Origin of the sequence: Bradyrhizobium sp. DOA9 (assembly GCF_000617845.2) — a bacterium.
Lineage (GTDB): Bacteria > Pseudomonadota > Alphaproteobacteria > Rhizobiales > Xanthobacteraceae > Bradyrhizobium.
Window position 1 is genome coordinate 394,543 of sequence record NZ_DF820425.1, and the last position, 23,922, is coordinate 418,464.

A 23,922-nucleotide genomic window follows, 5' to 3' on the forward strand; every position below is an offset into this window, starting at 1 on the left:
TGGGTCGGCAGAGCAGCCTTTTCGTTTGATCACGGATGCTTAAGATCGGCGCCCACCTGCATCCGCTCCGCCGGGAGAGAGCCATGACCGAGACCATCCGCATCAAGCGCTTTGTCGCACGCCCCGTGATCGTGCCGATGAACCTGCCGCTCCAGACCTCGACCGGGGCGGTCGCCAAGGCACCGCTGGTGCTGATTGACTGCGAGACCGACCACGGCGCAACCGGCCATGCCTATCTGTTCTCGATCACGCCATCGGCCCTGAAGCCGCTGACGGCGATGGTCACGGAAATGTCAGAGCTCGTCGCCGGCGACGAGCTGCTGCCGTTCGAGATCGAGCGCAAGCTGAGCCAGCGTTTCACGCTGCTGGGCCTCGCCGGCCTGCAGCGGCTGGCGCAATCCGGCATCGACATGGCGGCATGGGACGCGCTGGCGCGCACGCGCGGCCTGCCGCTGGCCCGTCTGCTCGGCGGCGCGCCGAAGCCGGTGCGCGCCTACAATTCGAAGGGCCTCGGCATCATGCCGGTGGGCGCCGCGGTGGAGGAAGCCCACAAGCTGCTGGCCGAGGGGTTCCACGCCGCAAAGATCCGCGTCGGCCGCAGCGATGCGCGGGAGGACCTCGCGGTCGTGCGCGCGGTGCGCAAGGCCGTCGGCGACGAGGTCACGCTGATGTGCGACTACAACCAGGCGCTGACGGTCACCGAGGCGATCCGCCGCGGCGAGATGCTCGACGACGAGGGCCTCACCTGGATCGAGGAGCCGATCCGCCACGACGATCATGCCGGCTGCGCCCGCATTGCCGATGCGCTGCAGACGCCGGTCCAGATCGGCGAGAATTTCGACAGCGCGTTTTCCATGCAAGCCGCGCTCTCGGCGGAGGCCTGCGACTACGTGATGCCTGACGTGCAGCGCATCGGCGGCGTCACCGGCTGGCTGCGGGCCGCTTCGCTCGCCCACGCCGCCGGCATCGAGATGTCGTCGCACCTGTTCTCGGAAGTCAGCGCGCATCTGCTCTGCGTGACGCCGACCGCGCATTGGCTGGAATATGTCGACTGGGCCGATGCGGTGCTGGCAACGCGGCTGCACATCAAGGACGGCTTCGCGCTGCCGAGCGAGGAGCCCGGCAACGGGATCGCGTGGGACGAGGCGGCGGTCGCCAAATATCTCGTCAAATAGGCCGGCGTTCTAAGAGCGAACGGCGGCAATCATGTTCAGCTCGACCGGCGCTCCCCGCGGCAACTCGGCGACGCCGACGGACGTCCGCGTGTGACGGCCGCGATCGCCGAGACGTTCGATCAGCCGGTCGGAAGCACCGTTCATGACCTGCGACTGCTGGGTAAATCCAGGCGCCGAGGCGACATATCCCACGACTTGCAGGACCTGGACGATCCTGTCCTCGCCGCCCGTTGCATGGTTGATGGCCGCAATGCAGAGATCGGCGCAGAGGGCGGCAGCCTCCTGCGCGGCCGCGACATCGACGCCAGCGCCGACGTTGCCCGCATACAGCAGGTCCTCGCCGCGACGGGGCAGCTGACCGCTGACATAGGCAATGCCACCATGGATGATGACCGGCAGGTAGTTGCCGCCCGGCTTGTTCACGACGCTCATCTCGATCACCTGCCTTGCTTTTACATCCGATGGATGACGGACAATGGCAGGCGGGGAATCGCGGATCAAGGCTGGGACGCTTTTGCATGCCGACAACGACGCGGACTATAACGATCCCGCATGACCACTTGGCGCCCACATCCCCATATCCGCGTCGTCGCGCTCGGCCTGCACTGGCGCGGCGGTCGGCTGCTGGCGGCCGAGGTGCGCGACGATGCGGGACGAATCAAGGGCGTGCGCCCGCTCGGCGGCGAGATCGAGTTCGGCGAGAGCTGGCGCGCGGCCTTGGTGCGGGAATTCAACGAAGAGCTCGGCATCGACGTCAGCATCGTGGGCGAGCCGCTGGTGCTGGAGAACATTTTTGTGCACGAGGGTTCAACCGGCCACGAGATGATGTTCATCGCGGAGGTCGCGTTTCCGGATGGCGCATTCACCGGCCAGGACCGCATCGACTTCCGCGAGGACAACGGAGAGCAAATCGTCGCGCGCTGGTTCGACCTTGCCGATCTCGACGTGGACGGCGGACCGGAGCTTTATCCGGCTGGGCTGAGGGACTTGCTGCTTGGGGGCAAGGACGCGACATGAACACGCGTTGTCTCCACATCGTCTTTGCGAGCGTACCGAGGCAATCCAGACTGCTGCTTACGGAGAGATTCTGGATTGCTTCGCTGCGCTCGCAATGACCGGAATGTGGGACGACCCCGCCTCCGCGCCGGGTGCCCGGGAGGATACAGCCCAGATTGCGCTGCGCTCCAAGGGACGTCCCAATGAATCCCGAGCAAGGCGCTCCGGTCCGTCTTCGCTCTTCGAGCTGCGCCGGACACGCTTCGCCACGAGATTCTCGGCTTGCCGAGCCGAAGCTCGCGGCGACAGCCCGCCTGCGCCCTTTGGGCTTCGGCGCGGCATCCTTCTCTCGCTATCGCGAGCGAAGGATGGTGGGCACGACAGGGATCGAACCTGTGACCCCTACCATGTCAAGGTAGTGCTCTCCCGCTGAGCTACGTGCCCTAGAGGTCATTTCATCGGTGGGGTCCCTATAACGGCTCACGGGACCCTGCGCAAGGACGGAACGGCGCCGATTTAGGCCGCCAGCATCTTGTTCACTTCACTGACCAATTCGCGCAAGTGAACGGGCTTGGACAGCACCTTGGCGTTCTTGGGAGCGTCCGAATCCGAGTTCAGGGCAACCGCCGCAAAGCCGGTGATGAACATGATCTTGATATCAGGATCGAGTTCCGAGGCCCGGCGGGCGAGCTCGATGCCGTCCATTTCCGGCATCACGATGTCGGTCAGCAGCATCTCGAACGGCTCTTCCCGCAGCCGTTGATAGGCGGCCATGCCGTTGTCGTGGGAGGAGACCTGAAAACCGGCGTTTTCCAGCGCCTTGACCAGGAAACGGCGCATGTCGTTGTCGTCTTCGGCGAGCAGGATCTTTGGCATGGCAGGAAACGTCGAATCCCCAGAGGATATCAGCAGGGGTTACTAAGCCCGACAGAGGGTAAATTTGGGGTGAAAATCTTAACTCTGCCGGCCCCGCTGCCGGCTCTTTGTGGACCGGAACGAGGTCCAAATCAATCGAGCCGGACGGGCGCGTCCCCATCCCGATGCCCGCACGGTTAAGACCTGTTCCAATCGGCCAATACATCTTTCCACTTGGCAGAATGGTTGCGATTCCGGACAATGACGGCACATAAGAGCCGCTTGATCGGCCGAATCATTGGACCCGGAGCTTGTCCGGATCGTGCGGCACGAAGGGACGAAGCCTGAGAAGATGACCCGCTTTGACGGCGACATGTCGCCAGCCTTCGAGATCTTCGAGCCTGCCGAATGGCGCGCGCCCGTCATCTTCAACTCGCCGCATTCCGGCTCGACCTATCCGGAGGAATTCCTGGCGGCGTCACGGATCGACCTGCCGACGCTGCGGCGCTCGGAAGATTCGTTCATGGACGAGCTGATCGGCCATCTCAGCGCGCGCGGCTTTCCGACCGTGCGGGTCAACTTTCCCCGCTCCTATGTCGACGTCAACCGCGAGCCCTATGAGCTCGACCCGCGCATGTTCACCGGCCGGCTGCCGAGCTTCGCCAACACCCGCTCGATGCGCGTCGCCGGCGGCCTCGGCACCATTCCGCGCGTGGTCGGCGACGGCCAGGAAATCTACCGCGAGCGCCTCCTGGTCGACGATGCGCTGGGGCGGATCGAGACGCTATACAAGCCCTATCATCGCGCGCTGCGCCGGCTGATCAACAAGGTGCACCAGATGTTCGGCACCGTGGTGCTGGTCGACTGCCATTCGATGCCCTCGGTCGGCGTCAGCAGGGACGAGCCGCGCCGGCCCGACGTCGTGATCGGCGACCGCTACGGCACCAGCTGCACGCCGCTGTTGCCCGATCGCGTCGAGGAGACCATGAGCGGGCTCGGCTATTCGATCGGCCGCAACAAGCCCTATGCCGGCGGCTTCATCACCGAGCATTACGGCAATCCCGCGAGCGGCCTGCACGCCGTGCAGCTCGAGCTCAATCGCGCGATCTACATGGATGAGCGGCGGCGCGAGCGCAGCGCGCGCTTTGCGCAAGTGGCCTCCGACTTCGGCGTTCTCGCCGACGTGCTGGCGACCACGATTCCGTTTACCGACCTCGGCCCGTTCCAGGCCGCAGCGGAATAGGACGCGGCTGCTCTCTCAAAACGACGCGGCCTTGCGCGCGATTGCGCTTTCGCTTCGCAAGCCTGCGCGCCCTGAAATGAAAACGGCGGAGCCAAGAAAAAAGGGCCGCTCGCGAATGACGCAAGCGGCCCAAGTCTAGGGAGGAAACGCCCAAGGAGGGCAGCGGTAACGCGAAGCGCTACCGCACCGCAACAATATGCGGCCGCGCCGCACAAAGTGCAAGGGCTTTTGCGCCGTTTCCCATGCAAACCGCACATGGCTCAGTTGCTTCCATGGAAACCCAGATTCAGTTTCTTTGATAAGATAATTCAATGGGTTGATTGTCATTTGCATACGAACAAGGCAACCTCGGAACTAAGTTTTCAACTCCGTGATCGATATTTGGCCAGCGGATGACTGGAATGGGGCAGCGTCCCCGGCATCCAAAATACCAGGGAGCAACCTCAACACAGCGCTGCACCCGGCTGGCGAATTGAGCTAGGCAGGACGCAAGCCCCATCCAACTTTCGGTTCGAGGATTTCGCCTGTGACGGTGATCGACTTCTCCGCCTTCATCGGTCGGCTTGCCACCGCCTCCGGCGAAACCATCCTGCCGTTCTTCCGCACCTCGCTGTCGATCGACGACAAGAGCAAGACCAAGGATTTCGATCCCGTGACCGAGGCCGACCGCGCCGCCGAGGCGGTGATGCGGCGGCTGATCAAGGCCAACTTCCCCCAGCACGGCATCGTCGGCGAGGAATTCGGCAACGAACGCGAGGACGCCGACTACGTCTGGGTGCTCGACCCCATCGACGGCACCAAATCCTTCATCGGCGGCTTTCCGATCTGGGGCACGCTGATCGCGCTGTTGCACAAGGGCACGCCGGTGTTCGGCATGATGCACCAGCCGTTCATCGGCGAGCGCTTTTCCGGCGACAACGGTTCGGCCAATTACAAGGGGCCATCGGGCGAGCGCCGGCTCCAGGTCCGCCGCTGCGCTTCGCTGTCGGAGGCCACCACCTACACCACCAGCCCGCTGCTGATGAACGAGCGCGACCGCGCCATCTTCAGCCGCATCGAGAAGAGCGCGCGGCTGTCGCGCTATGGCGGCGACTGCTACTCCTATTGCATGCTGGCCGCGGGCCACGTCGACCTCGTGGTCGAGACCGAGCTGAAGCCCTACGACATCGCAGCGCTGATCCCGATCGTGACCGGCGCCGGCGGCGTCGTCAGCACCTGGGAAGGCAAGCCCGCCCAGGGCGGCGGCCGCATCATCGCAGCCGGCGACGCACGGGTTCACGAGGAAGCGTTGAAGCTTTTGAACCAGTAGCGAGCGGGCGGCGGCACGTCCGACGCGGAAGCGGAGACGGCGAAGCAGGTGTTCTTACCCTCCCCTGAAGGGGGAGGGTCGCTTTGCCTTGAGCGAAGCGAGAGGTGAAGCGGGGTGGGGTGATCTCTCCACACGGGCACCGCATGGAGAGACTGTCACCCCACCCCGCTCGCGCTTCGCGCGATCGACCCTCCCCCTCCAGGGGAGGGTAAGAGTCCTCTCACACCGCTTCTGACCGCAAGTGCTCCACCAGCATCTTGGCCGGCTTCGGCAGCGCCTTGAAGCTGCGCGCGCAGATCACGAGCTTGCGGTTGGCGAAAGCATCGCGCAGGCGGACCATTGCGAGCGGCATGGTCTTGGCGCAGCGGCGGGCGGCGGCTTCGGGCACCAGCGCCACGCCGACATCGGCGGCGACCATCCGGCAGATCGCGTCGAAATCGCGCAGGCGCGCGCGGAAATGCGGCCGCATGCCGAGCCGCGCGGCGTGCTTCGAGATGTGCATCTGGAGCGCGGTGGCGCTGGTCAGGCCGACGAAGTCGCAAGCCCCCGCCTCCTGAAAGTCGATCTGGCGGCGGCCGGCAAACGGGCCGCGTTTCGACGTCACCAGCGTCAGACGGTCCTCGCTGAAGGGGAAGCGCTCGATATGCTCGGGCAGCGCGTGCTCGGCGGCGAAGCCGAGATCGGCCGCGCCTGCGGTGATGGCGGCCGCGATATCGGTGCTCTCGCGCTCCTCGATGTCGACGGCGACGTCGCGATGCGCGCGCAGGAAGCCGGCGAGCGCCTTCGGCAGATGCTCCGACAGGCCCGACGTGTTGGCGAGGAAATGTACGCTGGCGCGCACGCCGCTGGCAAAGCCGGCGAGATCGCCGCGCATGGCGTCGATCTGGTGGATCACGAGCCTGGCATGATCGAGCAGGCTCTCCCCGGCCGCGGTCAACTCCACTCCGCGGCGCCCGCGCTTGAGCAACGCGACGCCGAGCGCATCCTCGAGGCCCTTGATGCGCGCGCTGGCCGAGGCCAGCGCCAGGTGCGAGCGCTCCGCGCCGCGGGTGATGCTGCGCTGGTCGGCGACCGCGATGAAGAGCTGGAGATCGACAAGGTCGAAGCGCATGGCGTTGGGTCTCCTCAGCCTTCGTTTGGAACGAAGGCTTTCTCCGTAACCTCCAGATTGTGCCTGATCGCGGTATCGGTCAATGTACGGAGATGATCGACCCGCTGCTCATCCTCATCGCCGCCGTGTTCCTGCTTGCCGGATTCGTCAAGGGCGTGGTCGGGCTCGGCCTGCCGACGGTGACCATGGGCCTGCTGGCGGTGAGCATGGCGCCGAGCCGCGCCATCGCCATCGTCATCGTGCCCGCCATCGTCACCAACATCTGGCAGACCTTCGTCGGCCCTCATCTGCGCGATATCCTGAAGCGGCTGTGGCCGCTGATGATCGGCACCGTGGTCGGCTGCTGGCTCAACGCCGGCGCGCTGACCGGGCCGCATGCGCGCTACGGCACGATCGTGCTCGGCGCCCTGCTCGTCGTCTACGCCGTGATCGGCCTGAACAAGTTCCACGTCCGCGTCGCGCCCGAGAACGAAAAATGGGTCGGCGGCGTGGTCGGCATCGTCACCGGCGTGATCTCGGCCTCAACCGGCGTGCAGGTGATCCCGTCGATGCCGTTCATGCAGGCGATCGGCATGGAAAAGGACGAGCTGGTGCAGGCGCTGGGCGTGTTCTTCACCACCGCGACGCTGGCGCTCGCCTTCAACCTGAGCGCGGTCGGACTGCTGACGCCGGCCAATATCGTGCCGGGTGCGATCGGCCTCGCCATGGCCTTTGCCGGCATGTTCATCGGCCAATCGGTGCGGGCGCGGATGCCGGCCGAAGCGTTTCGCCGCTGGTTCCTGATCGCGATGATCCTGCTCGGCCTCTATCTCACCGGCAGCGCGCTGGCGAAAGAGTTCTTCTGACCCCTACGATTTTGGCTCAAAGCCCGGCACCCATTTTTCTTGCTGCGGCAGATCGTCCTGGATTGTCCACCACGGCGCGCGCGACGAGGTGAAAACGTGGAGGCGCGGCCGGACCTCCGGGTCGTCATCGAGCAGGCCGGCGGGAATGCTGACGGTCGGGAGATAGCTCGCCTTGCCCGGCGTCGGGCAGCCGCAAGTCCTGCACCGATGGCGGAAACTTCCCGGGGAGGATTCGTAGGCCACGGTCAGGTTCTCGCCTGCAACGAAGCGAAACTTGTCGGCATCGACATGGGCGTAGGTGGCGAAGGCCGCGCCGGTCAGCTTGCGGCAATTGACGCAATGGCAGTGCGTCAGCGCGCGGACCTTGTCGATCTCGAAGCGCACGGCGCCGCACAGGCAGCTTCCTCTCACCACTTGAATCTCCCTCGCGGGGCCACTTTCGGGCCGGTCGCGTCCGCACCATCGTTCGTTCGAATCAGACTACCGCGTCTCCAGCATGGCGACACGGATGCCGAGATAGATGAAGAGGCCGCCGAGCGCGCGGTTGACCCAGGCAATCGCCCCCTCTGACTTGCGCAGCCGGTGCGCGGCCCTGGCGGCGAATGCGGCGAGCACCAGGCACCACAGCGTTCCCGTGAAGATGAAGATCAGGCCGAGGGTCAGGAAGGCGAGCGGCTTGTGCGGCGCATCGGCTGCGACGAATTGCGGCAGGAAGGCGAGGAAGAACAGCGCGACCTTTGGATTGAGCGCATTGGTCAAGACGCCCTGGAGAAAGACCCGCGAGAGCGAGCTGCGCACCGGCTCATCGATGCTCGAAGCCGGCACCGGGCGCGACCACAGCATCTGCAGGCCGGTCACGACCAGATAGGCCGCGCCGACCAGCTTCAGGATCGAGAAGGCCGTGGACGAGGCCATCAGCAGAGCCGAAAGCCCGATCGCCGCGCCCGCGACATGGACGAAGCAGCCGCAACTGATGCCCAAGGCGGCAGCGGCACCGCCCCGCCAGCCCATTTGCATGCTGCGGCCGATCACATAGACCGAATCCGGCCCCGGCGTGATGTTGAGCAGCACGCCCGACAGGATGAAAAGCCCGATTTCGTGAATGCCCAGCATGAAGGTGCCCTGCTGCCGTCCTGGCGATCCCGGTTCCGCTTAGTCGTTTCGTCCGTCCCCGTCCACCGCCGGAATTGCGGAGGATTTACCTCGAATTTGCAATGCGGATCATGCTTCCGCTCCGGCGCATCTGCTCTATAAAGGCAGAGTTCTTGAAATGCGGGATTCGCGGCAACCGCCACGTCGTGGCGGTCACCTCAATCCCTTGGAGCTTTGAGGATATGGAAAGACGTCTGGCCGCCATCGTCTGCGCCGATGTCGCCGGCTATTCGCGCATGATGGGCAGCGACGAGGCCGGCACTCATGCCGCCTTCAAGGCCCATCGCGCCGCGATCCATCCCATCATCCTCAATCACGGCGGCCGCGTCGTGAAGAACACCGGCGACGGCTTCCTGCTGGAATTCGCCTCGATCGTCGGCGCCACCGAGGCGGCGATCGCGATGCAGACGCTGATGGCCGAACGCAACCGCCACCTGCCAGCCGACCGCGCCATGCAGTTTCGGCTCGGCATCCACATGGGCGACGTCATCGCCGACGAGGACGAGGTCTTCGGCGACGACGTCAACATCGCCGTCCGCCTGGAATCGGTGGCGAGCCCGGGCGGGTTCGCGATCTCGGCCAAGGCTTACCGGGAGGCGAGCAAGCATCTGTCGGTGCCGCTGACCGACGCCGGCAACCATCGCTTCAAGAACATCAAGGACGCGATCGGGGTCTTTACCTGGACGCCCGAGGGCGCGCCGGCGCTTGCTCCCGAGCTCCGGGAGGCCTCGGCGCTGTCGCAGCAGTACCGTACCGCGATCGTCGGCGTGCTGCCCTTTGCCAATCTCAGCGACGCCCAGGACGAATATTTCTCCGACGGCCTCACCGAGGACCTGATCCACGCGCTGTCGCTGCAATCCTTCTATCGGGTGCTCAGCCGCAACTCGACCTTCGCCTTCAAGGGCAAGAACATCGGCACCCGGCTGATCGCGCGCGAGATCGACGCCACCTATCTGATCCAGGGCTCGGTGCGGCGCGCCGGCGCCAAGATCCGCGTCACCGCCGAACTGATCGCGCCGGAGACCGGCGAGCAGCTCTGGACCGGCCGCTACGACCGCGACATCGGCGATTTGTTCGCGATGCAGGACGAGATCACGACCAATTTGTCTGCCGCCATCGCCACCGAGATCGTCCGGGCGGAAGCCTCGGCGCCGGCGCGGCACTCGACCGACGTCACCGCCTGGGACCGCTTCCTCAAGGGGCTGTCGCATTACTACCGGCAGACCAAGGAGGATCTGGCGGCCGCCGTCGAGCTGTTCCGCGAGGCGATCGGGCTCGATCCCAAGCTGTCGATCGCGCATGCCTATCTCGCCACGATCCAAATCCAGAGCATCCAGTTCGGCTGGGTCAAGGGCACGCGCGAGATGTGGGCCGAGGCGATGAGCCTCGCCGAAACCAGCGTCCGGCTCGATCCGCGCTCGTCCTTCGCGTTCTCGATCCTGACCTGGGCGCACGCGCTGGAGGGTCATCACGAGGCGGCAATGGACGCCGCCAAGCGCGCGGTCGCGCTCAACCCCTACGATAATGGCGCGCGCGGCGTGCTCGGCATCTGCCATTTCATGGTCGGCGAGCACCGCGAGGCGATCGAGCTGTTCTCAATGGCCGCGCAGCGCGACAACAGCGACCCGCGCTACCAATGGGCGGCGCTGAACGCGTTCAGCCATTATCTGTTGCGCCAATATGACGCGACGCTGTCATGGGCGCGCGAACAGCTCTACATCAACCCGAATCACATGCAGGCGCTGGCGATCCGGGCCGCGGCGCTGGCGCAGCTGGGACGCAGCGACGAGGCCGGCGAAGCCGCCCGCGTGCTGATGGCAAACTATCCAACGCTGAACGTCGACAGGCACTTGCGCAACTTCCACTGGAAGCGGCCGGAGGACGTCGCGCATTATCGCGAGGGGCTGCTGAAGGCCGGCGTACCGCTCGGCAAGCTGACGCTGGTTCAGAGCGACGTGAAACGGGCCGCCGAGTCCTGAACGGCAGGCCGCGGTCCTTCGCAACAAGCTGTTCGCGCCCGTTGACAGGACCGTGAAATCAGCCACACTTCATCACACGTTGAAGTAGTATAGTCTGCTGCCGGTTTTTTAGGACTTTCCGCGCTTGATCGGCGCGTCCTTATTTGCGATTCGCCGTTTTCAGGATTTGGGCCATGCATGACCGCGCTTCGAAGCCGCCCTTCGACCCCTCGATCCAGGTCTCGCCGAACAATCCCTGCCCCTTCCTGCGCGGCCTCGTCGGCGAAGGTTTCGTCGATGGCGGCACCGTCCCACTCCGGACGCTGTCGCAGACCATCGCAAATGCGAGCGGCGAGACCGGGCTGAAGAAGACCTCGGCCCGCATCCAGGTCCGCGGCGTCGCACTGATCGCCAACGGCGCCTGTCACATCCTGCAAAGCATCTTCTGGGGCGCACAGCTCAACACGCTGCGCGGCGGCCCGCTCGACAAGCTCGGTGCCGGCTCGCGCATCCTCGGCGTCGATGGTCGCGTCAACGAGGACGAGATTGCACGGCTTGCCGGTTTCGGCGGCACCTATGACGATCCCGATGGCGGCGGCACCGAGACCGGGCTCAACGCCTCGCAAATCCAGACCTTCATGAAGGACAACCTCAAGCGCGCCGGCAATCAAGCGCGCTGGTACTACCCGATCCTCATGAAGTTCGAATGGCCGATCCTGCTCAAGATCATGGGCAAGGGTCAGGGTGACGACCGCTATCTCAGCGTGGCCGAGGTGAGGACATTGTTCAACGAGCGCAAATTCCCTGACAGGATCACTCAGCGGGTCGTCAGCCAGCCGGTCACCCCGCCCTCGCTGATCTTGCGCGCGGCCGGCGGACTGGTCGCCGCGCTCCTCGTCTTCGGCATCGTGGCGCTGCGCTTTCCGGATCAATTCCAGCCGATGCTGCCCGGCATCCTCGGGGACCTCGTGGCCCCGCCATTGCCCGCGCACGTCGAACCCCGGGCCGCGTACTGGCTCGAGCAGAACTGGGCGCTGGAGGACCGGCACTGGTTTCATCACGCCAGCCAGGGCACCGCGACTTTCCCGGTGCCCTATCGCTGGTTCATGGCGCTCGAGCAGCCGCGGCTTCATTTCTTCGCAAAGCCCGGGATGCTGCATGACAGCGACCATCTTCAGCGCTTCGGCTTCATCCCGAGCCCGCAAACGATCAACACCGACGACGCCACGCTGCGCAGGTTCGGCTATGCCAACGTCTACGACAAGACGAAGCCGGTGCCGGCGCGTCTCTGGAATCCGCCGGTGAACTGGGGTCCCCAGGCCGAAAACGTCGACGGCCTGCCGGTCGGCTTCGCACGCATGACCGGCGTACCCGATCCCGCGACCGGCCAGATCGGCGAGGACCGGATCGGCCTGACCTGCGCCGCCTGCCACACCGGCCAGATCCACTACAAGGGCATCGACATCCGCTTCGACGGCGGTCCGGCGATGACCGACCTGAGGAAGCTCGAGGTCACGACCGGTCTGTCGATCGCCTACACGCTCTACGTACCGGGGCGCTTCACGCGCTTCGCCGATCGCGTGCTCGGCCCTTCCGCCAGCGATGCGGACCGCGACGCGCTGAAGCAGAAGCTGAGTGCGATCAGCACGTTCCTGGTCGACTGGGAGAAGACCTACGCGAAGACCATCGACGGCAAGACGAGGTTCAACGAGAAGACGAAGCGGGAAGAGAAGCAGCAGGACACCGAGGAAGGTTATGGCCGCCTCGATGCGCTCAACCGCATCGGCAACCAGGTCTTCTCCCAGGACATGGCGCTCAGCGGCCTCAGCGGCTTCGAGAAGAATCTGCATGCCAAGGACGCGCCGGTCAGCTTCCCGCCGATCTGGACCGTACCCTGGCTCAAATACGCGCAATATGACGCTTCGATCGAACAGCCGCTGATCCGCAACGCCGGCGAAGCGCTGGGCGTGACCGCGCTGCTCAATCTGTCCGACAATACGCCCAAGGACCGGCTGTTCCGCTCGTCGATGGACGTCAAGAATCTGAACTGGATCGAGGATCTGCTGAAGGGATCGGCGCCCTATCCGAAAAAGCAGCTCTCCGGACTGACATCGCCGAAATGGCCGTCGGACATCTTCGGCGATGATGCCTGGAAGATCGATGGCGACCGCGTCAAACGTGGCCGCAAGCTCTACTCGGAGATCTGCGTCGAATGCCATCTGGGTCCGGTCAACGATCCCGTGTTCGACACCGAGTTTCCCGCCCAGAGCATCTGGTCCTCGTCACGGTGGGAGACCATCGGCGACGAGAAATTCCTGAACGAGGTCCAGAAAAGCGCCAAGGGCATGGGGACCGACCCCGCTCAGGCCAGCGTGCTGGCGACGCGCACGGTTCAGGTGCCGGGCTTTCTCAAGCTCGATCCCACGCAGAACCTCAATGCCTGGTGGAATTGCAATCTGCCGGATATTTCTTCGACCGACATGCCATATTCGCTCGGCCTGATGGTGCTCGTCGACATCGTCGCCCGCAAGGCAATGGACGATGCCAAGATCGACCCGAAGGTTCAGCAAGCCTGGTGGGGCAAGCGCAAGAACTGCCCCAATCCCGGTCCGCAGCCGCCCGACAAGAACGAGCGGGGGCCCTGGTATCGCGCGCGCCCGCTCGATGGCGTCTGGGCCACCGCGCCTTACCTGCACAACGGATCGGTCCCCTCGCTCTACTGGATGCTGAGCCCCGCGGCCGAGCGCCCCAAATCGTTCTGCATGGGTGGTGGCCGCGACTACGATCCGAAGCTGGTCGGCTTCGCGGTCGCCGACGGCGAGAGCTGCAAGACCGGGCAGTCGCGCTTCTCGACGCGGGCGTCTGATGGCACCGAGCTGTTCGGCAACAGCAATGCCGGCCACTCGTTCGATGGCACGCCGGGCCCCGGCAAGGACGGCACCATCGGCCGCGTGCTCAAGGAGCAGGAGCGCTACGACCTGATCGAGTATCTGAAGACGCTGTAGCGCCTTGTCGTCATGGCCGGGCTTGTCCCCGGGCATGATGGAGTTTGCGGAACGAGCAGTAGCTCAGGATGCGTCCGGGCCGTGCTCTCACTTGAACAGCGGCGTGCCCGGCACGAAGGCGTCGAAGGCGGCCCAGAACTGGGCGCGGTAGCGATCCTGCTCCTGGAGGATCTCGTGCTTGGAGCCAGCGATCACGAGATGGGAGCCGGCGCGCAGATGATAGGCGAACTCCTCGATCGCCGCGGTCGAGACCACGGTGTCGTTGGAGGCCGCCAGCATCAGGATCGGCTGGCGGATCTGGGAGGGGTAGTTCACGCGCTTGAAGGTGTGCATGGCGCGGAAGGCGGTATCGGCCCAGGCGACCGTCGGCGAGGCCAGTCCGAGCGTCAGATCTTCCTCCAGGATCGCGGCATTGCGCGCATAGCGTACGGGATCGCTGGTCAGGGGATTGTTGATGAAGGGCTCGAGCCCGGTGAGGCGGTCGCTGCCGCCGGGAACGTAGCGGCCGCCCTGCCCGAGCAGGCGCATCGTCTTGAGCAGCGCACGCACCGGCAGCGAGGTGGTGCGCCCGGGCAGGTCGATCATCGGCGCCGACAGCACCATGCGGTCGAACCAGCGCTTGCCGGCATGCGCCACCCGCAGCAGCACCGTGCCGCCCATGGAGTGGGCGAGCGCGAAGAAGGGCGGCGGGCAATCCGGCAGCACCACCTGCTGCACGAAGGTCTCGACATCGATCTCGAAATCGGCGAAGTCGCGCACATAGCCCTTGCGCGGATCGCGCAGGCGGCGCGACGAATGGCCCTGCCCGCGCCAGTCGATCATCGCCACCGCAAAGCCGCGGTCGCGCAAATCGCGCACGGTCTCGAAATACTTCTCGATCTGCTCGCTGCGCCCGGTGAAGACGCAAACCGTACCCTTGCGGCCCGCCGGCGGCGCCCAGCGCGCAAAGCGCAGCTCGACGCCATCAGGGGTCTTGATGGTGCCGCTGACGACGTTTTCGGGGACGGGATTGGCGGGAATCGAGACCAGCGTCATTGGGGCGTGCTTGGGCGGAAAGTGCTGCAAATCAAGGGGCCAAAGCGCCGAAAAGGCGCCTGTCCCGCCCTCTTGAACGCCGTCTCGTTCCACCCATATCACCTTCGTGCAGGCCGCTACCAGTGTTTCGGAACCGGAACATCAGGCTGCACACAGACTAAAGCCCGGCCCGATTGGCGGGCGGGTTACCAACAGTCGCTCAATGGAGGACTTGACCATGCGTACCTACGATCTCACTCCGTTCTACCGTTCCACCGTCGGCTTCGACCGTCTCTTCAACCTGCTTGACCAGGCCAGCTCCGACGGCAGCCCCGGCTATCCCCCCTACAACATCGAGCGCACCGGCGAGAACGCCTACCGCATCACCGTTGCGGTCTCGGGCTTTGCCAAGGACGAGCTCTCCATCGTCGCGAAGGAAAACACGCTGACGATCAAGGGCGAGAAGGTCGCGAACGAGAACTCGAAATCCGAAGTGCTCTACCGCGGCATCGCCGCGCGTGCCTTCGAGCGCGCCTTCCAGCTTGCCGACTTCGTGCAGGTGAAGGACGCCTCGCTCGAGAACGGGCTGCTTCACGTCGACCTCGTCCGCGAGATTCCCGAGGCCAAGAAGCCGCGCCAGATCGCGATCAACGCCGGCGCCAAGGCGCAGGTGATCGAGAACTCGGCCGCGCAGGCCGCCTGAGCCAGGCGACCAAACCGAACGACTTCCAGGTTGCGAAAACGCCCCGGTGCCCCGGGGCGTTTTTTGTTGCGCATGCAATCAGTGGGCGATATGATTACATCATAAACTATTGGTTGATTTTGTTCGTCGTTGTTTTCATTTTCGCGCGCGAGATTGTTTCATGCGTTTCCGCTCGTTGATGCCGCTCCTCATCCTCGCAATGTCAGCAACTGCCGGGCCCACGAACGCGGCGCCCGCAAAGGCCGTCGGCGACTGCATGGGGGACAACAAGTTCATCTATCATGCCGGGACCCAACTTGTTCCCACCACGACCTTCCTTGCCGCGGGCAACACCGCGAACTTCATCCTCAAGGAACAGTTCAAGCCCGACGCCACGTATTACGTGAAATTCGACGCGCACTATCTCAAAGGCCCTCCCATTGGCGGCAGAAACGCAATTTCTGCCTCACAGATTCCAGACAATCACCCCTACATCACCAGTGGGCTCGCCAATAAAGGGGACACGCTGGCTTCGGTCAGCGTTCCCGCCGCGCTCGGCTCTCATTGGATGACGGGTGTCATCAGAATCTATGCCTGCGAAAATGACAACGCTCCTTCCGTCAACAGCATCGTCAAGATGTACGTGAGTTCGACCTCCTGGAGCACCCCGATCGCGCTCGTCACCGTGATCCTGCTCTATGTTGCGGCAGCATTCGCCTTTCGCACCAAGCTCCCGACCGACGGAAATGCAACGCTGGCCGAGCGCAGAGCCAGGGAAAGGTTTCTCGACCCCGTCATCATGACGGCCGGCATAGACGGTCGGGGAAGCTTGGCGAAGCTGCAGATCCTGTTCTTCTCGATCATCGTCTTTGTGCTGCTGCTCTTCATATTGCTCAGAACCGGAGAGCTTTCCGATCTTTCGCAGACGATACTCTTGTTGCTTGGCATTGCGGCCATCGGATCGACGGCGGCGAAGGGTACCGATAATCGGCAGAACCAGCTCGAATTCGAGAACGCGAACTGGCTCGCGCAAAAGAACTGGATCGGCGTACGAGGCCTTGCACGAACCAACGAGGCGAAATGGAGCGACATACTCACGACCGACGGCGAATTCGACGTGTACCGCTATCAAAGCTGCATCTTCAGCCTCATCGTCGGCGGCGCATTGCTCGTGGTCGGCGTCAATCAGCTCGCCACGTTCGAAATCCCCGCCACACTGCTCGGCATCTTGGGGCTCAGCCAAGTGGTGTACGTCACCGGCAAGCTCGTCTCGCCTCCGGCGCTTGCGGATCTGAACAAATCCGTCAAGGCGTTACGTGAGCTGGAGCAGGCCGCTCAGACCGCCGCGGCCCGGGTTCCCACGACCAATGTCAACGATCCAGCGATCGCAGCCGAAGTCAAACGATACCGCGAAGCGGCTGTCGCAACGGCGGCTTCGTTCCACGCAGTGACGAACCTCAGCCGCCCGACCAATCTCGATCCGTCACTGCCTTGAGTGCGTCAACAGTCCTTGGCGACGGAGCATGCAGAGATCCGGCATAAGAAGCGCGATCCGGCTCCTGCCGCTGCACTGCATCACAGAGCGGTGAAGGCGTAACACCGTCGCCTCGCCCTCCGTCCTTTGGGCATCGCACCAAAAACACGGAGAAAGATCATGTCACTCTGGCGCAGCCTTTTCGTCGCCGCGAGCCTGTTGGCGGCTCCCCTCGGCCTTGCTCATGCCCAGACACCGCAGACGGTGAAGGCGAAGAACGTCGTGCTGGTGCACGGCGCCTGGGCCGACGGCTCGAGCTGGTCGGAGGTGATCCCGATCCTGCAGGCTGCAGGCCTGCATGTCACCGCCGTGCAGAATCCGCTGTCATCGCTCAGCGATTCCGTCGAGGCGACCAAGCGGGCGCTGGCCGAGCAGGATGGCCCGACCGTGCTGGTCGCGCATTCCTGGGGCGGCACCGTGATCAGCCAGGTCGGTACCGACCCGAAGGTGACCGGCCTCGTCTACGTCGCCGCGCGCGCGCCCGATGCGAACGAGGATTTCGTGGCGCTGTCGAAGCAGTTTCCGACCGGACCGGCGCGTGCCGGCATCGTGGAGCGCGACGGCTATACCAAGCTCTCGGAAGAGGCCTTCCTGAAGTACTTCGCCAACGGCGTGAAGCCGGCGCAGGCGAGGGAGCTCTACGCGGTGCAATGGCCGACCGCGGCCTCGATCTTCGCCGGCCGCACCACGGAGGCGGCCTGGCGCTCCAAGCCGAGCTGGTACGCGGTGTCGAAGAACGACTACACCATCAACCCCGATTTCGAGCGCTTCCTCGCCAAGCGCATGAACGCCACCACGATCGAGCTCGATGCCGGCCACCTCTCCCTGGTGTCGCATCCGAAGGAGGTGGCGAATCTGATCCTGGATGCGGCGGGCTATCCGCGGAGCTGAGGCGCAGTCATTTCACGCAAGAGCGCCCGAGCGGTTCTCGGGCGCTTTTCCGTTTGCTGACGGTTAATCCAGCCCCTGCGCGGCCGGCATCTCCTGCGTGGGCAGGATGGTCGGGGGCGCCTTGGCCTGACCCACGGTTGGCGCGGCAGCTTGCAGTGCAGCCTCGGCCGGCTTCGCCTGCATGGCCGCGGCTTGCTGTGCGGGTTGGGCCTGCGCGGCCTGAGCCTGTCGTGCTGCGGGCTCGGTCGGCTTCGCAGCGGTCGGCGTCTCGGCGCGCCGCGGGGCGGGCTTCGGCAGCGGCACGGCGCGGCTTGCCACATGCGGGATCGAGGCCGGGGGGCGCGGCGGGCCGCTGCGGATCGCGGTCGGCGGCGGCAGCGCGGTTTGCGGCCCGTAGGGTGCGAGCGCGCGGTCCTCATAGGCCGGCGCCATGCCATAGGCATCGGCGGCGGGCATGAAGTGGATGATCCGCCCGTCTCGGGCGTCGATCACCAGCCGGCCATCGTCGCCGCTTCTGTCGATCACCGCGATGGTGTAGACGCTGCCGCGCAGGCGCGGAATGCCCAGCGGCGAGAAGCCGTTTTCACGAAGCACGGCGTAGACCTCGGTCGGCGGCAACAGGGCCGGCGCCGGGCCGCGTTCCTCGTAGCCGTAACCGTAGCGCGGCGGCGGGGCCTCCGGCGGGGCGTAGGGCCCGTCGAAATCCGACACCGTGATGACGGCCCCTCTCGCAATACCGCTGGCGGGAACCTGCGCATGCCCCGCAGCGGCCGCCAGCACCAGCGCGGCGGCCGCGACACATCCTGTGAAAAACTTCATGATCGAGACGCTCCTGTCAGGCCCTCCGGTGGCCGCCCTCTTTCGCTTCTCGCGGCGTGGCACCGCCTTCCGAAGGGTTGATCCGAAGCTTCATCGGGGATTTCGGCGCCGCCGGGGCCGGATCAGGGCGCGTTTGCTTCAAAACCGGGGCTGCGCAACTTTTGGAAAGCGATTGATCGGCTACTGCGGAATCGGGACTTTCGCGCGCTTGTGTGCTAGACAAAAATTTGGCAAGGTGATGGTTAGGACAGGAAGACTGTCTCATTTTGCTTGCGGTTCCGGCATAGGGATTGCAGCGAGAATCGGTGCTCTCGAGCGCCGGCAAGGTACCAGGCAAAGCCGTTCTCGGGGACGAAGAACGCCTAGGCCTGAATTTAAGAAAATGCGGCTCGCAGAGGACGAGCGGTGACCCAGAGGCGGGTGCCGCGGAACGCCCAAGGTGCGCCGAAGAAGCCGGTGAGACAGCTTGCCGCATGGAGAGGATTGGAACAATGAACGGGTCGCAATTCGAGCGCGCAAACATCGTGGCAGAACAGCTGTCGGCGACGGTCGCCTCGAAAACGGCCGATCCGATCACCTCACCGATTCAGGAGCACAATTCGCGCCCCAACGCCGAAGGCCTGTACGATCCGAGCCTGGAAAAGGACTCTTGCGGCGTCGGCTTCATCGCCAACATCAAGGGCAAGAAGTCGCACGAGATCGTCTCGGACGCGCTGAGCATCCTCTGCAACCTCGAGCATCGCGGCGCCGTCGGCGCCGACCCGCGCGCCGGTGACGGCGCCGGCATCCTGGTGCAGATCCCGCACGCCTTCTTCAGCCGCAAGGCCGGAGAGCTCGGCTTTACGCTGCCGGCTCCGGGCGAATACGCCATCGGCGCGCTGTTCATGCCGCGCGACACCGCTTGGCGCAACGTCATCAAGAGCATCATCGCCGACCAGATCAAGGAAGAGGGGCTGACCCTGCTCGGCTGGCGCGACGTGCCGACCGACAATTCCTCGCTCGGCGTCACCGTGAAGCCGACCGAGCCCGCCTGCATGCAGGTGTTCATCGGCCGCAATGGCACCGCCAAGACCGAGGACGAATTCGAGCGCCGGCTCTACATCCTGCGCAAGTCGATCTCGCAGGCGATCTACCAGCGCCGCGACCGCGGCCTCGCCGGCTATTACCCGTGCTCGCTGTCGTGCCGCACCGTAATCTACAAGGGCATGTTCCTCGCCGACCAACTCGGCAAGTACTATCCCGACCTTCACGAAAAGGACTTCGAGAGCGCGCTCGCCCTCGTGCACCAGCGCTTCTCGACCAACACCTTCCCGGCCTGGTCGCTGGCACATCCCTATCGCATGATCGCGCATAACGGCGAGATCAACACGCTGCGCGGCAACGTCAACTGGATGGCGGCGCGCCAGGCCTCGGTCAGCTCCGAGCTCTACGGCAAGGACATCAACCGGCTCTGGCCCATCTCTTATGAAGGCCAGTCGGACACCGCCTGCTTCGACAACGCGCTCGAATTCCTGGTGCAGGGCGGCTACTCGCTGCCCCATGCCGTGATGATGATGATTCCGGAGGCGTGGGCCGGCAATCCCTTGATGGATGAGAAGCGCCGCGCCTTCTACGAATATCATGCCGCGCTGATGGAGCCGTGGGACGGCCCCGCCGCGATCGCCTTCACCGACGGCCGCCAGATCGGCGCCACGCTCGACCGCAACGGTTTGCGGCCGGCGCGCTATCTCGTCACCAAGGACGACCGCATCGTCATGGCGTCGGAGATGGGCGTGCTGACGATCCCCGAGGACCAGATCATCACCAAATGGCGGCTGCAGCCGGGCAAGATGCTGCTGGTCGACCTCGAGCAGGGCCGCCTGATCCCGGACGACGAGATCAAGGCTTCACTCGCCGCCAGCCATCCCTACAAGGAGTGGCTGGAGCGGACCCAGATCGTGCTCGAAGACCTGCCGAAGGTGCCGACAACAGGCGTGCGCTCCAACCTGTCGCTGCTCGATCGCCAGCAGGCGTTCGGCTACAGCCAGGAAGACATCACGATCCTGATGACGCCGATGGCGGCCACGGGCGAGGAAGCCGCGGGCTCGATGGGCAACGACACGCCGATCTCGGCGCTGTCGGACAAGGCCAAGCCGCTGTTCACCTACTTCAAGCAGAACTTCGCGCAGGTCACCAACCCGCCGATCGACCCGATCCGCGAGGAGCTGGTGATGAGCCTCGTCTCGATCATCGGGCCGCGGCCGAACCTGTTCGACCTGCAGGGCATGGCCACGACCAAGCGCCTCGAAGTGCGCCAGCCGATCCTGACCGACGCGGACCTGGAAAAGATCCGCTCGATCTCGGAGGTGGCGGAGTCGCACTTCAAGTCGCGCACGCTGGACACCACCTTCCACTCCGGTCTCGGCGCGGCCGGCATGGACCAGGTGCTGGACGAGCTCTGCGCGCGCGCCGAGAGCGCGGTGCGCGAGGGCGTCAACATCATCATCCTGTCCGACCGCATGGTCGGCACCGACCGCGTGCCGATCCCCTCGCTCTTGGCCTGCGCCGCCGTGCATCATCACCTGATCCGCACGGGCCTGCGCACCTCGGTCGGCCTCGTCGTCGAATCCGGCGAGCCGCGCGAAGTGCATCACTTCGCCTGCCTTGCCGGCTATGGTGCCGAAGCGATCAATCCGTACCTCGCGTTTGAGACCATCATCGCGATGAAGGACCGCCTGCCCGGCTCGCTCGACGACTATGAGATCGTCAAGCGCTACATCAAGTCGATCGGCAAGGGCCTTTTGAAGGTGATGTCCAAGATGGGCATCTCGACCTACCAGTCCTATTGCGGCGCGCAGATTTTCGACGCCGTCGGCCTCAAGGCGGAGTTCGTGTCGAAGTTCTTCGCCGGCACGCATACCCGCGTCGAAGGCGTCGGCCTCGCCGAGATCGCCGAGGAAGCCGTGCGCCGTCATGCCGACGCGTTCGGCGAGGCGCAGGTCTACAAGAGCGCGCTCGACGTCGGCGGCGAATATGCCTATCGCAGCCGCGGCGAGGACCATGCCTGGACCGCCGAATCGGTGTCGCTGCTGCAGCACGCCGCGCGCGGCAATTCGCAGGAACGCTACCGCGCCTTCGCCAAGATCCTGAACGAGCAGTCGGAGCGCCTGTTGACGCTGCGCGGCCTGTTCCGGATCAAGAACGCGGAGGAGGAGAAGCGCAAGCCCGTGCCGCTCGACCAGGTCGAGCCGGCCAAGGACATCGTCAAGCGCTTCGCCACCGGTGCGATGAGCTTCGGCTCGATCTCGCGCGAGGCGCATACGACGCTCGCCATCGCCATGAACCGGATCGGCGGCAAGTCGAACACCGGCGAAGGCGGCGAGGAAGCCGACCGCTTCAAGCCGATGCCGAACGGCGATTCCATGCGCTCGGCGATCAAGCAGGTCGCCTCGGGCCGCTTCGGCGTCACCACGGAGTATCTCGTCAACTCCGACATGATGCAGATCAAGATGGCGCAGGGTGCCAAGCCCGGCGAAGGCGGCCAGCTGCCCGGCCACAAGGTCGACGCGACCATCGCCAGGGTCCGGCACTCGACGCCGGGCGTCGGCCTGATCTCGCCGCCGCCGCACCACGACATCTACTCGATCGAGGATCTGGCGCAGCTGATCTACGACCTCAAGAACGTCAACCCGACGGGCGACGTTTCGGTCAAGCTCGTCTCGGAGATCGGCGTCGGCACGGTCGCCGCGGGCGTCGCCAAGGCGCGCGCCGACCATGTCACCATCGCGGGCTTCGAGGGCGGCACGGGCGCTTCGCCGCTGACCTCGATCAAGCATGCGGGATCGCCGTGGGAGATCGGGCTCGCCGAAACCCACCAGACCTTGGTGCGCGAGCGGCTGCGCAGCCGCATCGTGGTCCAGGTCGACGGCGGCTTCCGCACCGGCCGTGACGTCGTGATCGGCGCCCTGCTGGGTGCCGACGAGTTCGGCTTCGCCACCGCGCCGCTGATTGCGGCCGGCTGCATCATGATGCGCAAGTGCCACCTCAACACCTGCCCGGTCGGCGTCGCGACCCAGGATCCGGTGCTGCGCAAGCGCTTCACCGGCCAGCCCGAGCACGTCATCAACTACTTCTTCTTCGTCGCCGAGGAAGTTCGCGAGATCATGGCGAGCCTCGGCTTCCGCACCTTCAATGAGATGGTCGGCCAGGTGCAGCTGCTCGACCAGACCAAGCTGGTGGCGCATTGGAAGGCCAAGGGCCTCGATTTCTCCAAGCTCTTCGTCAAGCAGAAGGAGGAGAAGGGCCAGAAGATCTATCACTCCGAGCGCCAGAACCATCATCTGGAGGCGGTGCTCGACCGCTCGCTGATCGAGCAGGCGCAGCCTGCGCTCGACCGCGGCGCGCCGGTGAAGATCGAGGCCGCGATCAACAGCACCAACCGCTCCGCGGGCGCGATGCTCTCGGGCGCGGTCGCCAAGATCTACGGCCATGCCGGCCTGCCGCACGACACCATCCATGTCAGCCTCAAGGGCACCGCCGGCCAGGCCTTCGGCGCCTGGCTCGCCCACGGCGTGACCTTCGAGCTCGAAGGTGAAGGCAACGACTATGTCGGCAAGGGCCTCTCGGGCGGCAAGATCATCGTCAAGCCGCCGAGGAACTCGGCCATCGTGCCGGAAGAAAGCATCATCGTCGGCAACACCGTGATGTACGGCGCGATCGAGGGCGAGTGCTACTTCCGCGGCATCGCCGGCGAGCGTTTTGCCGTGCGCAACTCGGGCGCGGTCGCCGTGGTCGAGGGCGCGGGCGATCATTGCTGCGAATACATGACCGGCGGCATCGTGGTCGTGCTCGGCAAGACCGGGCGCAACTTCGCGGCCGGCATGTCCGGCGGCATCGCCTATGTGCTCGACGAGGATGGCTCCTTCGACAAGCTGTGCAACATGGCGATGGTCGAGCTCGAGCCGGTCCTGTCGGAAGAGCTGATCAACGCCGGCACCTATCACCATTCCGGCGACCTCGAGGCGCATGGCCGGGTCGACGTGTTCAAGAACCTGCTCGCCTCCGACGTCGAGCGGCTGCACGTCCTGATCTCGCGCCACGCGAAAGCCACCGGCTCCAAGCGCGCCGCCGACATCCTCGCCAATTGGAAGGACTGGCTGCCCAAATTCCGCAAGGTGATGCCGGTCGAGTACCGGCGCGCGCTGCGCGAGATGGCCGCCAACGCGGACGCCGAGCCGAAAATCGCGATCGGGGCGTAAGGCATCACACCCCGTCATTGCGAGCGAAGCGAAGCAATCCAGACTTTCTTCCTTGATGCAGACTGGATTGCTTCGTCGCTTCGCTCCTCGCAATGA

General features: G+C 65.0%; 18 protein-coding genes and 1 tRNA gene. 11 read left to right on the plus strand and 8 right to left on the minus strand.

The features are described from left to right. The first annotated feature begins 83 nt into the window (after window positions 1–83). Window positions 84–1,175 (plus strand): enolase C-terminal domain-like protein, encoded by a 1,092-nt coding sequence (locus BDOA9_RS01755; RefSeq protein WP_025032230.1) that lies wholly within the window; start codon window positions 84–86, stop codon window positions 1,173–1,175. A 9-nt stretch (window positions 1,176–1,184) separates the two neighbouring features. Here BDOA9_RS01755 and BDOA9_RS01760 read toward each other — a convergent pair whose 3' ends face one another. Continuing rightward, window positions 1,185–1,607 (minus strand): Atu1372/SO_1960 family protein, encoded by a 423-nt coding sequence (locus BDOA9_RS01760; RefSeq protein WP_025032231.1) that lies wholly within the window; start codon window positions 1,605–1,607, stop codon window positions 1,185–1,187. 120 nt (window positions 1,608–1,727) lie between these two features. Between BDOA9_RS01760 and BDOA9_RS01765 the strand changes: the two genes are divergently transcribed. Continuing rightward, complete coding sequence (locus BDOA9_RS01765) at window positions 1,728–2,192, plus strand: NUDIX hydrolase (protein WP_025032232.1); 465 nt, start codon at window positions 1,728–1,730, stop codon at window positions 2,190–2,192. Between the two features lie 348 nt (window positions 2,193–2,540). Here the strand turns inward: BDOA9_RS01765 and BDOA9_RS01770 are convergent. Both BDOA9_RS01770 and cpdR read right to left on the minus strand, forming a co-directional pair. Continuing rightward, window positions 2,541–2,615 (minus strand) — tRNA-Val (locus tag BDOA9_RS01770). Between the two features lie 72 nt (window positions 2,616–2,687). Next, on the minus strand, window positions 2,688–3,047 hold the full coding sequence (gene cpdR, locus BDOA9_RS01775; protein ID WP_007597092.1) for a cell cycle two-component system response regulator CpdR: 360 nt from the start codon (window positions 3,045–3,047) through the stop codon (window positions 2,688–2,690). A 331-nt stretch (window positions 3,048–3,378) separates the two neighbouring features. Here cpdR and BDOA9_RS01780 point away from each other — a divergent pair, with 331 nt between their 5' ends. Continuing rightward, window positions 3,379–4,269: an N-formylglutamate amidohydrolase gene (locus BDOA9_RS01780; protein ID WP_025032233.1), complete on the plus strand. Its 891-nt coding sequence runs from the start codon at window positions 3,379–3,381 to the stop codon at window positions 4,267–4,269. 526 nt (window positions 4,270–4,795) lie between these two features. Beyond that, complete coding sequence (gene hisN, locus BDOA9_RS01785; protein ID WP_025032234.1) at window positions 4,796–5,578, plus strand: histidinol-phosphatase; 783 nt, start codon at window positions 4,796–4,798, stop codon at window positions 5,576–5,578. Between the two features lie 220 nt (window positions 5,579–5,798). On the opposite strand, the gene BDOA9_RS01790 is transcribed toward hisN, so the two are convergent. Beyond that, window positions 5,799–6,689, minus strand: a complete 891-nt coding sequence (locus BDOA9_RS01790) for a LysR substrate-binding domain-containing protein (protein ID WP_025032235.1) — start codon at window positions 6,687–6,689, stop codon at window positions 5,799–5,801. A gap of 92 nt (window positions 6,690–6,781) precedes the next feature. On the opposite strand from BDOA9_RS01790, the gene BDOA9_RS01795 reads away from it, so the two are divergent. Beyond that, a complete protein-coding gene (locus tag BDOA9_RS01795; RefSeq protein ID WP_025032236.1) occupies window positions 6,782–7,534 on the plus strand; it encodes a sulfite exporter TauE/SafE family protein in 753 nt (250 codons plus the stop codon). Between the two features lie 3 nt (window positions 7,535–7,537). Here BDOA9_RS01795 and BDOA9_RS01800 read toward each other — a convergent pair whose 3' ends face one another. Both BDOA9_RS01800 and BDOA9_RS01805 read right to left on the minus strand, forming a co-directional pair. Continuing rightward, complete coding sequence (locus BDOA9_RS01800; protein ID WP_244521445.1) at window positions 7,538–7,945, minus strand: GFA family protein; 408 nt, start codon at window positions 7,943–7,945, stop codon at window positions 7,538–7,540. A gap of 69 nt (window positions 7,946–8,014) precedes the next feature. Next, window positions 8,015–8,647 (minus strand): LysE family translocator, encoded by a 633-nt coding sequence (locus BDOA9_RS01805; protein WP_025032238.1) that lies wholly within the window; start codon window positions 8,645–8,647, stop codon window positions 8,015–8,017. Between the two features lie 221 nt (window positions 8,648–8,868). Between BDOA9_RS01805 and BDOA9_RS01810 the strand changes: the two genes are divergently transcribed. After that, complete coding sequence (locus BDOA9_RS01810) at window positions 8,869–10,665, plus strand: adenylate/guanylate cyclase domain-containing protein (protein WP_025032239.1); 1,797 nt, start codon at window positions 8,869–8,871, stop codon at window positions 10,663–10,665. A 173-nt stretch (window positions 10,666–10,838) separates the two neighbouring features. After that, window positions 10,839–13,649, plus strand: coding sequence for a di-heme-cytochrome C peroxidase (locus BDOA9_RS01815; RefSeq protein WP_025032240.1), 2,811 nt, complete (start codon window positions 10,839–10,841; stop codon window positions 13,647–13,649). Between the two features lie 87 nt (window positions 13,650–13,736). Here the strand turns inward: BDOA9_RS01815 and BDOA9_RS01820 are convergent, their stop codons facing one another. Further along, a complete protein-coding gene (locus tag BDOA9_RS01820) occupies window positions 13,737–14,684 on the minus strand; it encodes an alpha/beta hydrolase (RefSeq protein ID WP_025032241.1) in 948 nt (315 codons plus the stop codon). Window positions 14,685–14,901: 217 nt separating this feature from the next. Between BDOA9_RS01820 and BDOA9_RS01825 the strand changes: the two genes are divergently transcribed. The 3 genes from BDOA9_RS01825 to BDOA9_RS01835 all read left to right on the plus strand — a co-directional run bounded on the left by BDOA9_RS01825 (window position 14,902) and on the right by BDOA9_RS01835 (window position 17,770). Then, window positions 14,902–15,366 carry an Hsp20 family protein gene (locus BDOA9_RS01825; RefSeq protein ID WP_025032242.1) on the plus strand — a complete coding sequence of 155 codons (465 nt, stop codon included), beginning with the start codon at window positions 14,902–14,904 and terminating at the stop codon, window positions 15,364–15,366. 160 nt (window positions 15,367–15,526) lie between these two features. Beyond that, complete coding sequence (locus BDOA9_RS01830) at window positions 15,527–16,840, plus strand: hypothetical protein (RefSeq protein ID WP_025032243.1); 1,314 nt, start codon at window positions 15,527–15,529, stop codon at window positions 16,838–16,840. 159 nt (window positions 16,841–16,999) lie between these two features. Then, window positions 17,000–17,770, plus strand: a complete 771-nt coding sequence (locus BDOA9_RS01835) for an alpha/beta fold hydrolase (protein WP_025032244.1) — start codon at window positions 17,000–17,002, stop codon at window positions 17,768–17,770. A gap of 63 nt (window positions 17,771–17,833) precedes the next feature. Here the strand turns inward: BDOA9_RS01835 and BDOA9_RS01840 are convergent, their stop codons facing one another. Further along, a complete protein-coding gene (locus BDOA9_RS01840) occupies window positions 17,834–18,589 on the minus strand; it encodes a hypothetical protein (protein ID WP_025032245.1) in 756 nt (251 codons plus the stop codon). Between the two features lie 491 nt (window positions 18,590–19,080). On the opposite strand from BDOA9_RS01840, the gene gltB reads away from it, so the two are divergent. Continuing rightward, entirely contained in the window at window positions 19,081–23,826 is a 4,746-nt protein-coding gene (gene gltB, locus BDOA9_RS01845) for a glutamate synthase large subunit (RefSeq protein ID WP_025032246.1), read from the plus strand. Window positions 23,827–23,922: the final 96 nt, after the last annotated feature.

Coding starts and splice junctions, on each gene's coding strand:
- BDOA9_RS01840 (WP_025032245.1), bottom strand. CDS start 18,589: ATGAAGTTTTTCACAGGATGTGTCGCGGCCGCCGCGCTGGTGCTGGCG.
- BDOA9_RS01790 (WP_025032235.1), bottom strand. CDS start 6,689: ATGCGCTTCGACCTTGTCGATCTCCAGCTCTTCATCGCGGTCGCCGAC.
- BDOA9_RS01765 (WP_025032232.1), top strand. CDS start 1,728: ATGACCACTTGGCGCCCACATCCCCATATCCGCGTCGTCGCGCTCGGC.
- BDOA9_RS01795 (WP_025032236.1), top strand. CDS start 6,782: ATGATCGACCCGCTGCTCATCCTCATCGCCGCCGTGTTCCTGCTTGCC.
- BDOA9_RS01810 (WP_025032239.1), top strand. CDS start 8,869: ATGGAAAGACGTCTGGCCGCCATCGTCTGCGCCGATGTCGCCGGCTAT.
- BDOA9_RS01830 (WP_025032243.1), top strand. CDS start 15,527: ATGCGTTTCCGCTCGTTGATGCCGCTCCTCATCCTCGCAATGTCAGCA.
- BDOA9_RS01780 (WP_025032233.1), top strand. CDS start 3,379: ATGACCCGCTTTGACGGCGACATGTCGCCAGCCTTCGAGATCTTCGAG.
- BDOA9_RS01760 (WP_025032231.1), bottom strand. CDS start 1,607: ATGAGCGTCGTGAACAAGCCGGGCGGCAACTACCTGCCGGTCATCATC.
- BDOA9_RS01820 (WP_025032241.1), bottom strand. CDS start 14,684: ATGACGCTGGTCTCGATTCCCGCCAATCCCGTCCCCGAAAACGTCGTC.
- BDOA9_RS01835 (WP_025032244.1), top strand. CDS start 17,000: ATGTCACTCTGGCGCAGCCTTTTCGTCGCCGCGAGCCTGTTGGCGGCT.
- BDOA9_RS01815 (WP_025032240.1), top strand. CDS start 10,839: ATGCATGACCGCGCTTCGAAGCCGCCCTTCGACCCCTCGATCCAGGTC.
- gltB (WP_025032246.1), top strand. CDS start 19,081: ATGAACGGGTCGCAATTCGAGCGCGCAAACATCGTGGCAGAACAGCTG.
- cpdR (WP_007597092.1), bottom strand. CDS start 3,047: ATGCCAAAGATCCTGCTCGCCGAAGACGACAACGACATGCGCCGTTTC.
- BDOA9_RS01755 (WP_025032230.1), top strand. CDS start 84: ATGACCGAGACCATCCGCATCAAGCGCTTTGTCGCACGCCCCGTGATC.
- BDOA9_RS01805 (WP_025032238.1), bottom strand. CDS start 8,647: ATGCTGGGCATTCACGAAATCGGGCTTTTCATCCTGTCGGGCGTGCTG.
- BDOA9_RS01825 (WP_025032242.1), top strand. CDS start 14,902: ATGCGTACCTACGATCTCACTCCGTTCTACCGTTCCACCGTCGGCTTC.